At 31.3% G+C, this 13133-nt stretch carries 11 protein-coding genes and 1 riboswitch; of the genes, 10 read left to right on the top strand and 1 reads right to left on the bottom strand.

Features of this window, described 5'->3' with window-relative positions; translation table 11 throughout:
- Positions 1–105, bottom strand: a 105-nt coding sequence (locus tag ABY298_RS11255; RefSeq protein WP_372746153.1) for an S-adenosylmethionine synthetase N-terminal domain-containing protein, incomplete at its 3' end; no start/stop codon positions are given.
- Positions 106–359: 254 nt separating this feature from the next.
- Between ABY298_RS11255 and ABY298_RS11250 the strand changes: the two genes are divergently transcribed.
- The 10 genes from ABY298_RS11250 to ABY298_RS11205 form a co-directional block, all read left to right on the top strand.
- A complete protein-coding gene (locus tag ABY298_RS11250; protein WP_372746151.1) occupies positions 360–782 on the top strand; it encodes a DM13 domain-containing protein in 423 nt (140 codons plus the stop codon).
- Between the two features lie 402 nt (positions 783–1184).
- Positions 1185–2459, top strand: a complete 1275-nt coding sequence (locus ABY298_RS11245; protein WP_372746150.1) for an O-acetylhomoserine aminocarboxypropyltransferase/cysteine synthase family protein — start codon at positions 1185–1187, stop codon at positions 2457–2459.
- Positions 2460–2532: 73 nt separating this feature from the next.
- A riboswitch (SAM riboswitch) is annotated at positions 2533–2633 on the top strand.
- Between the two features lie 101 nt (positions 2634–2734).
- The gene (gene thrA / locus ABY298_RS11240; protein ID WP_372746149.1) at positions 2735–6124 is read left to right on the top strand and encodes a bifunctional aspartate kinase/homoserine dehydrogenase I; all 3390 of its coding nucleotides are present in this window, start codon (positions 2735–2737) and stop codon (positions 6122–6124) included.
- An 82-nt stretch (positions 6125–6206) separates the two neighbouring features.
- Positions 6207–7376 carry a PLP-dependent aspartate aminotransferase family protein gene (locus ABY298_RS11235; RefSeq protein WP_372746148.1) on the top strand — a complete coding sequence of 390 codons (1170 nt, stop codon included), beginning with the start codon at positions 6207–6209 and terminating at the stop codon, positions 7374–7376.
- Positions 7377–7504: 128 nt separating this feature from the next.
- On the top strand, positions 7505–7771 hold the full coding sequence (locus ABY298_RS11230) for a DUF2061 domain-containing protein (RefSeq protein WP_372746147.1): 267 nt from the start codon (positions 7505–7507) through the stop codon (positions 7769–7771).
- The gene (locus ABY298_RS11225; RefSeq protein ID WP_372746146.1) at positions 7768–8385 is read left to right on the top strand and encodes a phosphoadenosine phosphosulfate reductase family protein; all 618 of its coding nucleotides are present in this window, start codon (positions 7768–7770) and stop codon (positions 8383–8385) included. Before ABY298_RS11230 ends, ABY298_RS11225 begins: the two co-directional genes overlap by 4 nt.
- Positions 8386–8395: 10 nt before the next feature.
- Positions 8396–9295: a sulfate adenylyltransferase subunit CysD gene (gene cysD, locus ABY298_RS11220; protein ID WP_372746145.1), complete on the top strand. Its 900-nt coding sequence runs from the start codon at positions 8396–8398 to the stop codon at positions 9293–9295.
- 77 nt (positions 9296–9372) lie between these two features.
- Entirely contained in the window at positions 9373–10620 is a 1248-nt protein-coding gene (locus ABY298_RS11215) for a sulfate adenylyltransferase subunit 1 (RefSeq protein WP_372746144.1), read from the top strand.
- A gap of 30 nt (positions 10621–10650) precedes the next feature.
- Entirely contained in the window at positions 10651–11688 is a 1038-nt protein-coding gene (locus tag ABY298_RS11210) for an anion permease (protein ID WP_372746152.1), read from the top strand.
- 99 nt (positions 11689–11787) lie between these two features.
- The coding region (locus ABY298_RS11205; protein WP_372746143.1) for a nitrite/sulfite reductase at positions 11788–13133 on the top strand (1346 nt) is incomplete at its 3' end.

Genomic DNA, 13133 nt, shown 5'->3' with positions numbered 1-13133 from the left:
TTCATCAAAAGCTAAAAAGTTATCTACTAATGAATCCGAAATTTGATCAGCAACTTTATCTGGATGTCCTTCAGAAACTGATTCGGATGTAAATAAATATGACATAATTATTTAATTTTAAATTGTTTGAAGAAAATTTTGGTGATTGCGTTGGTCGCTAAAGAGAGTAAAGAATTACTGCTTTAGCATTTTTTAATGAGGTTGCAATCAGTTCAAATTTTTCCTCTTGAATATTTCGTTTGCAAATTTATGAAAATTTAAAAACTAAATACAAAATAACTGTTAAATTAATTTTAAATATATAGTTTGTAATTATTTTGTGCTTTTTCCGACTATTATATAATAAACTTAACTTTATTATGAAAAAAATAGCCGTATTAGTACTTTTTGCTTTAGTGTTTAGTAGTTGTTCTGGAGACGATGAAATGGATACTGTAATTGAAACAATGGAAATGGAAGAGGATTTTTCTATGAATGAAACCACTTTTGTTATGGGAGATTTTGTTGATGGAGCACATCCAACTTCTGGAAAAGCATCGGTAAATGCTGATAAAACAGTTTTGACATTTACTAACTTTAAAACCGATAACGGGCCAAAATTATTAGTGTATTTATCTACGGATGTAAATGCAACAGAATTTGTAAACTTGGGCGATTTAAAAGGAATATCGGGAGATTTTACATATAGTATTCCGGCAAATACAGATTTAACTAAGTATAAAATTGTGAATATTTGGTGTGTAGATTTTTTGGTAAGTTTTGGAACTGCAGAATTAAAATAATTATTTTTTTTGTTGCGTATTAAAAAAATGTAATTACATTTGTCACATCAAAATAAAGAAAAATGAAAATTATGTTTAACAAAATGCGTACTATGATGTGTAAAATTTACACAGAGGATGCTATTGTTTAAAATGTAATAATATATAACAAATAGAAACCTCTGATAGCTCAGAGGTTTTTTTATATAAAAAAAGTAAAAAATGAATTTAAATTTCCAAAAAAATATGATTATGCCAACAATAATGTCTATGCAAATAATGTGTAGCACAATGAACAGGTATTGCCAAAAATAAATGGAAAAAATAAAATCGATATAGATTTAAGTCCCTTTGGTAATACCTAAAACCAAAGGGGCTTTTTTATTTAAATAAACATAGAATTAAAACATAAAAAATATAAAAATGAGTACTCAAAATATTTCAACACAAGCATTACACGCCGGACACGATACAACAAAAACAGCTGGAACAAGAGCGGTTCCAATTTACCAAACTTCATCATACGTTTTTAATGATACAGAACACGCCGCAAATTTATTTTCATTAAAAGAATTAGGATTTATTTATTCCAGATTAAACAATCCAACCAACGATATTTTACAACAGCGTTTAGCGGCAATTGAAGGTGGAGTTGGAGCGGTGGTTTTTGCATCGGGAACTTCGGCAATTTCTACGGGTTTATTAACCTTATTAAAAGCTGGAGATCATATTGTTGCGTCAAGTAGTTTGTATGGCGGTACATTTACTTTACTAAATGTAACTTTACCAAGATTGGGAATTACAACTACATTTGTAGACGCTTCAAATCCAGAAAATTTTAAAAATGCAGTGCAAGAAAATACCAAAGCATTTTTTGTAGAATCTTTAGGAAATCCAAAATTAGATGTGTTAGATTTAGAAGCAATTGCTGAACAATCTAAAGCAGCTGGTGTGCCATTTATTGTAGATAATACAGTGGCGAGTCCGGCGTTGTTAAATCCAATAAAACACGGAGCAAATTTGGTAATTCATTCATTAACAAAATATATAGGCGGACAAGGAAACTCTTTAGGTGGCGCCATTATTGATGCCGGTACTTTTGACTGGACCAATGGGAAATTTCCGGAATTTACAGAACCTTCTGCCGGTTATCACGGATTAGTTTATAGCGAAGCTTTAGGAGCGGCAGCATTTACCTTTAAATTAATTTTAGAAGGATTACGTGATTTTGGTGGTGCTTTAAGTCCGTTTAATGCATTTCAAATTATTCAAGGGTTAGAAACATTGCCAGTTCGTATAAAACAACACAGCGCAAACGCATTGGAATTAGCAAAATGGTTAGAAAGTAGAGAAGAGGTTGCTTGGGTAAATTATCCTGGTTTAGAAAGTAGTAAATACTATAAATTAGCTAAAAAATATTTACCAAACGGACAAAGTGGTTTGGTTACTTTTGGTTTAAAAGGAGGGTTTGAAGCTGCTAAGAAAGTAACGGATGCAACGCAACTATTTTCATTATTAGCCAATATTGGAGATACAAAATCTTTAATAATTCATCCGGCAAGTACCACGCATCAACAATTAACTGTTGAGCAACAAGCTGGGGCTGGAGTAAGTGCAGATTTAATTAGATTGTCTGTTGGATTAGAAGCTATTGAAGATTTAAAGCAAGATTTGGAGAATGCGTTTAAACAAATTTAATTTGTCTTAAAATTTTTGTTTGAGAAAAAATTAATGCGTTAATTTGCTGCTTAGTTCATAAACTTATTGACTATTGTTATCAAGAAAGGCAGAGGGAATAGACCCGTTGAAGCCTTAGCAACCCTTTATTTTTAAAGAAGGTGCTAAATTCTACCCAATTTGGATAGATAACTCAATAATTACTTCCGGTAATTTCTGCAATTTCTCATAACATTATTTTTTAAGCAACTAAAGTCAGTTTTTTTTGATTTTTTAATCATTGTATACATAATTTAATGAGCCAATTACAACATATTAAAATAACCAATTTTATTCCTGAAAAGGGAACTAAAGGTCAGGATATAAATCTTTCATACCAATTATTTGGGCAAGATTTATATTCTGCACCAGTAGTTTTAGTAAATCATGCATTAACTGGAAATAGTGATGTTGCAGGAAAAAATGGTTGGTGGTGCGATTTGGTTGGTGAAAATAAAGTAATTGATACCAATAAATACACCATATTATCATTCAATATTCCAGGGAATGGTTTTGACGGTTTTGTAATAGAAAATTATAAAGATTTTGTGGCGCGAGATATTGCTAAAATATTTTTAATTGGCTTACAAGAATTAAAATTGAAAGAGCTTTTTGCATTAATAGGAGGTTCTTTAGGAGGTGGAATTGCCTGGGAAATGGCAGTGTTAAACCCAACTATTACAAAACACTTAATTACCATTGCAACCGATTGGAAATCTACAGATTGGTTAATTGCAAATTGCCAAATTCAAGAACAATTTTTATCAAACTCTTGCAATCCGGTGCACGATGCTCGTATGCATGCAATGTTGTGTTACAGAACTCCAGAATCGTTTAAAGAACGTTTTCAACGATCAAAAAATGAAGAGTTAGAAATTTTTAATGTAGAAAGTTGGCTGTTGCATCATGGTAAAAAATTACAAGAACGTTTTCAGCTTTCGGCCTATAAATTAATGAATCAATTATTAAAAACTATTGATGTTACAAAAGGAAGAGAAGAAACTATATTAGACTCCATTAAAGCAAATATTCATATTGTTGGAGTAGATTCTGATTTGTTTTTTACAGCCGAAGAAAATAGGGAAACGCACAAACACTTAGCATTAACCAACCCAAAAGTTACCTATAACGAAATTAATTCGGTACACGGGCACGATGCTTTTTTAATGGAATATCAACAATTAGGTAAAATTATAGAGCCAATATTTAATCAAAGTTCTAAAAAAAATAAAATGAAAGTAGTAAAATTTGGAGGAAAATCATTAGCAAACGGTATTGGAATTGAGAGTACTTTACAAATAATTGCTAATAAAATTAAAAATGGAGAAAAAATAACTGTGGTGGTTTCAGCAAGAGGAAATACTACAGATTCTTTAGAGTCTATTTTAGAAAAAGCAAAAAATAATTTGCCATATGCTGATGAATTTGACAAACTAAAAAACTATCAATTAGAAATCGATAATTCAGTGGATTTAGCTCCTGAATTTAAGTTGTTAGATGAAATTTTTAGAGGTGTAAATTTACTCGGTGATTATACCCCAAAAGTAAAAGATCAGGTGTTGGCGCAAGGAGAAATTTTATCGGCAAAAACACTAACTCATTTATTAAATAAGTTGGAGTTAAAAGCAAATTTTGTTGATTCTAGAACTTTAATTAAAACAAACAATCAATTTGGGAAAGCATTACCTTTTGAAAGTGTTTCTGAAGAAAATGTAATTGAACATTATAGAAAAAATAATGGCGATGTTACTCAAATTATTACAGGTTTTATTGCTTCAAATTTAAATGGAGAAACCACAACTTTAGGAAGAAACGGAAGTAATTATACAGCATCATTAATAGCAAACTTTTTAAATGCTGAAGAGTTTCAAAATTACACACATGTAAGTGGAATTTATACCGCAAATCCAGAGTTGGTTGAAAATTCAAGGAAAATAGAAAAATTATCATACCAAGAAGCCAATGAAATGGCAAATTTTGGAGCTAATATTTTACACGCTAAAACTATTATTCCTTTAATTGAAAAAAACATTCCGTTAAGAATATTAAATACGTTTGATCCTGAAAATCCTGGAACTTTAATTGGTTCAGAATCGGAGCAAGGCGGAATTAAATCATTATCAGTGCAAGAAGATGTTGCTTTGGTAAACTTAATTGGTAGAGGTTTGTTGGGTAAAGTGGGTGTTGATGGAAGAATTTTTGGAGCTTTAGGAAGAGAAAATATTAGTATTAGTATTATTTCTCAAGGATCATCAGAGCGTGGAATAGGTTTTGTAGTGGAAGCTAAAAATGGTTACAAAGCAAAAACGGTGTTGGAAAATGAGTTTAGTAATGAGTTTCAAACCAAAGATGTAAGTCAAATTTATGTTACGGAAAAAGTTTCGGTAATTTCTATTATCGGACAAAGTTTGTACTCTTTTAATCAACCTTACAGCGCTTTAATTAAAAACCATATTACACCAATTTTAATTAACAATACAGTAACCGGCGAAAATGTGTGTTTGGTGGTAAAAAAATCCGATTTAAATAAAGCGGTAAATGTAATTCACGGTGAAATTTTCGGAGTTTCTAAAAATATTAATATTGCCATTTTTGGAAAAGGATTGGTGGGTGGAACATTGATAAATCAGATATTAAAAAGCAAAGAAAATATTATTAAAAGAAAAAACATCAATCTAAATATTTTTGCGGTTGCTAATTCATCAAAAGTATTATTTAATAAAAATGGTGTTTCTGAAAATTGGGAGCAAGATTTAGAAAAAAGTACGGTTGAAAATAGCGTTGAAAATATTATTGAATTTGCGGAGAAAAATCATTTAGAAAATTTAATAGCCATTGATAATACTGCAAACAGCGCATTTGTAGAAAACTATATAAATTTGGTTGAAAATGGTTTCGACTTAATTTCTTCTAATAAAATTGCCAACACATTAAGCTATTCTTTTTATAAAGAATTACGTGCCAAATTAAGTAGTTATAAAAAGTCCTATTTATACGAAACCAATGTTGGTGCTGGGTTACCGTTAATTGATACCATTAAACTTTTACATGATTCTGGTGAAAATATAACAAGAATTAGAGGTGTTTTTTCGGGTTCTTTAAGTTATTTGTTCAATAATTTTTCGGTTCAAGATAGGCCTTTTAGTGAGGTATTGGGCGAAGCCATTAAAAACGGATATACAGAACCAGATCCAAGAGAAGATTTGTGTGGGAATGATGTTGGTCGTAAATTATTAATTTTAGCACGAGAACTAGATTTACAAAATGAATTTGATGATATTATTATAGAAAATTTAATTCCAGAAAATTTACGTGAAGGTTCAGCAAAAGAATTTTTAGGGAAATTAGAAGAAATGAATGCCTATTACAAAAGTGTAAAAGAGGGTCAAAAAGAAAATCACGTGTTAAGATATATTGGTGATTTATCGGGTGATTTACAGCAAGAAAAAGGAATTTTAGAAGTGAAACTTATTTCAGTTCCGGCAAATAGTGCGTTAGGACAAATACAAGGAGCCGATGCAATTTTTGAAGTATTTACAGAATCTTATGGAGAAAAACCAATTGTAATTCAAGGAGCCGGAGCCGGAGCAGCCGTAACAGCACGCGGTGTTTTTGGTGATATTTTAAGATTGGCTGAAAAAAATTAAATTCAATACACTATAACCGTCATTCTGAACATGTTTCAGAATCTGTCAAAAATTTTTACAAATAAGAGAAATACTGAAAATAATGAACGATAAACATTTTGAAACAGAAGCTATAAGAACGCAGTTAGAACGATCTCAATTTCAAGAACATACAACGCCAATGTACATTACATCAAGTTTTGTTTTTGAAGATGCAGAAGATATGAGAGCTTCGTTTTCCGAAGAAAAAGAACGAAATATTTATTCACGTTTTAGCAATCCAAATACTACAGAATTTGTTGAAAAAGTGGTAAAAATGGAAGGAGCGGAAGATGGTTATGCATTTGCAACCGGTATGGCTGCTATTTATTCAACATTTGCAGCGTTGCTAAGTAGTGGAGATCATATTGTATCCGCGCGTTCTGTTTTTGGATCAACACATACATTATTTACAAAATTTTTTCCGAAATGGAATATTGAAACCTCGTATTTTGACATTAATAAGCCAGAAGAAATTGAGCAATATATTCAACCAAATTCAAAAATATTATATGCTGAATCTCCTACAAATCCGGGTGTTGATATTATTGATTTGGAGTTGTTAGGTAAAATTGCCAAAAAGCACAATTTATTATTAATAATAGATAATTGTTTTGCAACACCATATATTCAGCAACCTATAAAATTTGGAGCAGATGTAGTGGTGCATTCGGCTACAAAATTAATGGACGGGCAAGGAAGAGTTTTAGGTGGAGTTGTAGTTGGTAAAAGCGATTTAGTTCGTGAAATTTATTTATTTTCAAGAAATACAGGTCCGGCAATGTCGCCTTTTAATGCTTGGGTTTTAAGTAAAAGTTTGGAAACCTTAGCAGTTAGAGTTGATAGACATTGTGAAAATGCGTTGAAAATTGCTGAATTTTTAGAAAATCATCCAAAAGTAAATACGGTAAAATATCCATTTTTAAAATCGCATCCTCAATATGAAATTGCTAAAAAGCAAATGAAATTGGGTGGAAACATTATTGCAATTGATATAAAAGGAGGAATTGAAGCCGGAAGAAAATTTTTAAACGCTATAAAAATGTGTTCATTATCTGCTAATTTGGGCGATACCAGAACCATAGTTACGCATCCGGCATCTACAACGCATAGTAAGTTAACATCAGAAGAACAGTTGTCTGCAGGTATTTTTCCTGGGCTAGTTAGAATTTCTGTTGGTTTAGAGCATGTGAATGATATAATTGAAGACCTGAATCAAGCCTTAAATAATTAAAAAAAACAATTGTTTTTTAAGAATATGTTAATTCTTTAATTTTTAACAATCTAAAAGTCTATCAATTTGGTAGACTAATAAAAAAAGCCTTATGTTTGCAACGAGAAAATTAAGTGAATTAAGAAATTATGATTTTAGATCAAGTTTTAACTAATAATAATATGCCTGAAAAAAGTTACCAGGAAATTAAAAATACAGATAAAGCAACAAGAAGTATAGTAAAAGCTATTAGCTGGAGAATGGTAGGGACTATTGATACCATAGTAATATCGTTTTTTATTACTGGAGAAATAAAAATGGCCTTATCAATTGGTTTGGTGGAAGTTGTAACAAAAATGATTTTATATTTTTTTCATGAAAGAATTTGGAATCTTATAAAATGGGGAAAAAAATGAAAAATTTAGATATAGAAAAAATCAATAAAGATTTAAAAGACAAAACCCCTTCAGAAATTATTTCTTGGGCAGTTGGTATTGCTAAAAATCCATTAGTAACCACTAATTTTAGACCTTATGAAGTGGCAATTTTACACGCTTGTACACAAGTTGATGCTAATTTAAAAGTTATTTGGTGTGATACTGGTTACAATACGCCGCAAACGTATAAACATGCAAATGAACTTATTAAAAAGTTAAAGCTAAATGTGCATTTATATGTTCCGCAACAAACAGCGGCACATAGAGATGCTACTATTGGAATTCCTCAAATTGAAGATCCTTTGCATAAAGTTTTTACAGAACAGGTAAAGTTAGAGCCATTTAATAGAGCTATGAAAGAACATACGCCTGATGTTTGGTTTACAAATTTAAGAAGTGGTCAAACAGCATTTAGAAATAGTATAGATATTGTTTCTATAAGCAAAGATGGCGTTTTAAAAGTGAGTCCGTTTTACCATTGGTCAGATGAACAATTAGACGAGTATTTAAAAGATAACCAGTTACCAAACGAGTTTAAATATTTCGATCCAACAAAAGTATTAGAAAACAGAGAATGCGGATTGCATTCATAAAATAAAGATAATGACAGAGAAGTTACATATTAACGCACTTGAAAACGAAGCAATTTATATTTTAAGAGAAGTTGCTGCGCAATTTGAAAAACCAGTATTGTTATTTTCAGGAGGAAAAGATTCTATAACCTTGGTAAGATTGGCTCAAAAAGCATTCTTTCCTGCAAAAATTCCTTTTCCATTAATGCATATAGATACAGGACATAATTTTCCTGAAACTATTGAATTTAGAGATAAATTGGTAGAAGAATTAGGTGTTGAATTAATCGTAAGAAACGTTCAAGATTCTATAGATCAAGGTAAAGTAAAAGAAGAATCCGGTAGATATTCGAGTAGAAATATGTTGCAAACAACCACCTTGTTAGATGCAATTGAAGAGTTTAAATTTGATGCTTGTATTGGTGGTGCGCGTAGAGATGAAGAAAAAGCAAGAGCAAAAGAACGTATTTTTTCTGTTCGTGATGATTTTGGTCAATGGGATGAAAAAAATCAACGCCCGGAATTGTTCGATATGTTAAATGGTCAAATAGAATTAGGGCAAAATGTACGTGTTTTCCCAATTTCAAACTGGACCGAGTTAGATGTTTGGACCTACATTGAACGTGAAAATTTAGAAATTCCATCTATTTATTTTGCACATAAGCGTAAAACTTTTGTGAGAGATGGATTAATTTGGACAGCATCAGAACACGTTTATAGAGATGAAGAAGAAGTAGTAGAAGAACGTTGGGTGCGTTTTAGAACTGTGGGAGATATGAGTTGTACAGCAGCAGTAGATTCGTACGCAACAACAATTAGTGATGTAGTTGCAGAAATTAGAGATTCAAGTATTTCTGAAAGAGGTGCGCGTATTGATGATAAAAGATCAGAGGCAGCTATGGAAAAACGTAAACAACAAGGGTACTTTTAATCAATTGATAATTAATAATTAACAATTGTCACACTGAGCTAGTCGAGGTGTAGTTATAAATTCAGAATAAAACAAAAATGGAAGTTTTAAAAATAGCAACAGCAGGAAGTGTAGATGATGGGAAAAGTACTTTAATTGGAAGATTATTGTACGATACAAAATCATTAACATCAGATAAATTAGAAGCAATAGAACGTAGTAGTAAGCAAAAAGGATACGATTATTTAGATTTTTCTTTAGCTACAGATGGTTTAGTTGCAGAACGCGAACAAGGAATTACAATAGATGTAGCTCATATTTATTTTTCAACAGCTACAAAAAGTTATATTATAGCAGATACTCCAGGTCACGTGGAATATACCCGTAACATGGTAACTGGAGCTTCAACATCTCAGGTTGCAATTATTTTAATTGATGCGCGTCACGGAGTAATTGAGCAAACATATCGTCATTTTTTCATCAATAATTTATTAAGAATTAAAGATGTAATTGTGGCTGTAAATAAAATGGATTTGGTTGATTTTTCTGAAGAAAGATACAATGAAATTAAAGCCGATTTTCAAAAATTAGTTGAAAAAAGTGATTATGAAGATCAGAATATTACATTTATTCCAGTAAGTGCATTAAAAGGAGATAATGTGGTAAAAGAATCTTCTAAAATGCCTTGGTATAAAGGAGAAACTTTATTGGCGCATTTAGAAAGAATTGATACAAAAGATATTTATAACAGAGGACGCGTGCGTTTTCCTGTTCAATATGTAATAAGACCAAAAACTGAAGAATATCACGATTTTAGAGGATATGCTGGTAAAGTTTATGGTGGTGAAATTAAAGTTGGAGATGAGGTTATTGTATTGCCTTCTGAAACAAAAAGTAAGGTTAAAGAAATATTTTTCTACGATAAAAAGTTTGAAACAGCAGCAAGAAGATCTTCTTGTACCATAACATTAGAAGATAATGTTAATGTAAGTAGAGGAGATATGATTGTGAAAGTGAATGAGTTGCCAACCGTGGCAAAACAATTTACAGCAACAATTTCTTGGATGGATGCTAAAAATTTAACACCAGGTTCAAAATATGTGTTGCAACATGGGGTAAATAAAGTATTGGCAAAAGTAAGTGCTATACATCATAAAATTCGCCCAGATTATTCAGGAATAGAAACCAATATTACAGGTTTACAAATGAACGATATTGCATCTGTTTCATTCCAATTAAACAAACCAATATTTTTTGATGCGTTTAAAGAACATAGAACAAACGGAGCGTTTATTTTAATAGATCCACAATCAAATAATACGGCTGGTGCTGGGTTTATTGAATAATATTAAGTTGGTTTTTAAGGCAGACTTATGATATCTCCAATGCTGAGTCAATTGTTAATTCCCTTTATTATTGCAATGTTTCTTGCTGTAACAATGGGAGGTAGCGGAACTGGTCCTGCTTTTTCAGTTGCTTATGGTGCCAACGTAATTAAAAAAAGTTTAATACCAGGTTTATTTGGTATTATGGTTTTTCTTGGAGCATTAATTGCAGGTAAAAATACAGCTTCAACAGTTGGAGGAGAAATTTTGCCAGCAAATTTTATGACATTTACTACTGTTTCAATTATTTTGTTTGCAGTAGCAATATCATTATTAATAGCAAATTTGGGAGGAATTCCGCAGTCTACAAGTCAATCTACCGTGTTTGCTGTAGCTGCACCTGCTATTTATTATAATGTTTTAAATACAAAAAAAGTGTTTTTTGAAATAATTCCTACTTGGTTTATTTTGCCAATAATAGCTTTTGCAATATGCTATTTTGTAGGAAAGTATTTGTATGAACCCATACGGAAAAAAGGACTTTTTAAATCACGTTCTGAAAAATTGAATTTGAATCCGGTTTGGAATACTATTATCGTAATCATGTCATTATATGTAGCCTTTTCAATTGGAGCAAATAATGTAGCAAATGCTTCTGGGCCTATTGCCTCTATGACAGCGAACGAATTAAATATTTATGCTGGAAGTAATTTTACCTTGGTGTTAATATTATCAACATTAGTAATTGCCCCAAGTTTTGCAATTGGAAGTTCAATTTTTGGAGATAAAATAGTTGAAAATACGGGTAAAGAGATTTATTTGTTTGGAAAATCAGAAGCTGTTATGATAGCTTTTATTTCAGGGAGTTTGTTATTGTTTGCGTCAATAATTAAAGGTATTCCAACATCATTGGTACAACTAAATGTTGCAGCCATTTTAGGATTTGGAGTAGCAAAACTTGGAGCTAAAAATATTTTTAACAAAACGCAAGTAAAAAAGTTTTTTATAATGTGGGTTATTTCACCAATAGTGGCATTTGCAATCTCTTTTTTATTAATTGTTTTATTCGATAAGTTTTGGATAAATTAAATAAGTTCATAGATATAATATTAACAATTAAGTATAAACGAATTATATAACTCCTTAAAATATTAAGGATATTATTACTAACTACTAAAATCAAAAACAATGCAAAGTTTCAGAACCGAGATCGAAAATCCGATCGTCGAAAAGGATATTATTGACCTAGAAAAAAAGATTGCACTTTACTACGAAGGTAAAATTGACGAAGAGCGTTTCAGAAGTTTACGTTTAGCACGTGGCGTTTATGGTCAACGTCAGTTTGGTGTACAAATGATTCGTATTAAATTACCATTCGGTAAAATTACCAGTGAGCAATTGCACAGAATTGCCAATGTTTCCGATGAATATTCTAGAGGAAGATTACATATTACCACACGTCAAGATATTCAAATTCACCATGTAAGTTTAGATAGAACTCCAGAATTGTGGGCAGAGTTGGAAAAAGATGATATTACCTTACGTGAGGCTTGTGGAAATACGGTAAGAAATGTTACAGCATCAGAAACTGCAGGGATAGATATTAATGAACCTTTTGATGTGTCTCCGTATGCACATGCGGTGTTCGAATTCTTTTTACGTAATCCTATTTGTCAGGAAATGGGGCGTAAATTCAAAATTTCATTTTCTGGAACTGATGAAGATACTGCCTTAAGTTTTATGCATGATTTAGGTTTTATAGCAAAAATTAAAAATGGTGAAATTGGTTTTAAAGTAATGCTTGGTGGTGGTTTAGGATCGCAAGCACGTTTGGCCGATACCTTATTTGAATTTATTTCAGCTGATAAAATTATTCCTATTACGGAAGCTGTTTTACGTGTTTTTGATAGACATGGCGAACGAGCTAAAAGAGCCAGAGCTCGTTTAAAATTCTTGGTAAAAGAAATTGGTTTTGATGCTTTTGTGCAGTTAGTAGAAGATGAACAAAAAGCATTATCACATACTACATTTAAAATTGATACATCAAAGTTTGATACAGCCATAGAAATTCCATCGGTTGAAATTCCATCTGTAATAATTGATAATGAAACCGAATACAATGCTTGGAAAACAGCCAATGTTATTCCTCAAAAACAAGAAGGTTTATTCGCCATTGGAATTAAAGTACATTTAGGCGATTTTTATACCGATAAAGCCAGGTTATTAGCAGATTTGGTAAAAAAATATGCGGGAAATGAAATGCGTTTATCGCTTCGTCAAAATATATTAATTCGCCATGTAAAAGAAGCATTATTACCTTTCTTTTATGTTGAATTACAAAAATTAGGATTCGCAGAAATTGGGTACAACAGCACGTTAGATATTACTTCTTGCCCAGGAACCGATACCTGTAATTTAGGAATAGCAAGTAGTACTGGAGTAACTGCTGAATTAGAAAAGGTATTAAAATCTGAATTTCCGCAATACGCAAATAATAAAGAAATTACCATAAAAATTAGTGGTTGTATGAATTC

Origin of the sequence: Lutibacter sp., from assembly GCF_041596795.1 — a bacterium.
In the GTDB taxonomy this organism is placed as follows: Bacteria; Bacteroidota; Bacteroidia; order Flavobacteriales; family Flavobacteriaceae; genus Lutibacter.
Note: the sequence above shows the minus strand (reverse complement) of the source record. Positions and strands in the feature narration are given on the sequence as shown.

Coding starts and splice junctions, on each gene's coding strand:
- ABY298_RS11230 (WP_372746147.1), top strand. CDS start 7,505: ATGATTTTAGATCAAGTTTTAACTAATAATAATATGCCTGAAAAAAGT.
- thrA (WP_372746149.1), top strand. CDS start 2,735: ATGAGCCAATTACAACATATTAAAATAACCAATTTTATTCCTGAAAAG.
- ABY298_RS11245 (WP_372746150.1), top strand. CDS start 1,185: ATGAGTACTCAAAATATTTCAACACAAGCATTACACGCCGGACACGAT.
- ABY298_RS11235 (WP_372746148.1), top strand. CDS start 6,207: ATGAACGATAAACATTTTGAAACAGAAGCTATAAGAACGCAGTTAGAA.
- ABY298_RS11215 (WP_372746144.1), top strand. CDS start 9,373: ATGGAAGTTTTAAAAATAGCAACAGCAGGAAGTGTAGATGATGGGAAA.
- cysD (WP_372746145.1), top strand. CDS start 8,396: ATGACAGAGAAGTTACATATTAACGCACTTGAAAACGAAGCAATTTAT.
- ABY298_RS11250 (WP_372746151.1), top strand. CDS start 360: ATGAAAAAAATAGCCGTATTAGTACTTTTTGCTTTAGTGTTTAGTAGT.
- ABY298_RS11225 (WP_372746146.1), top strand. CDS start 7,768: ATGAAAAATTTAGATATAGAAAAAATCAATAAAGATTTAAAAGACAAA.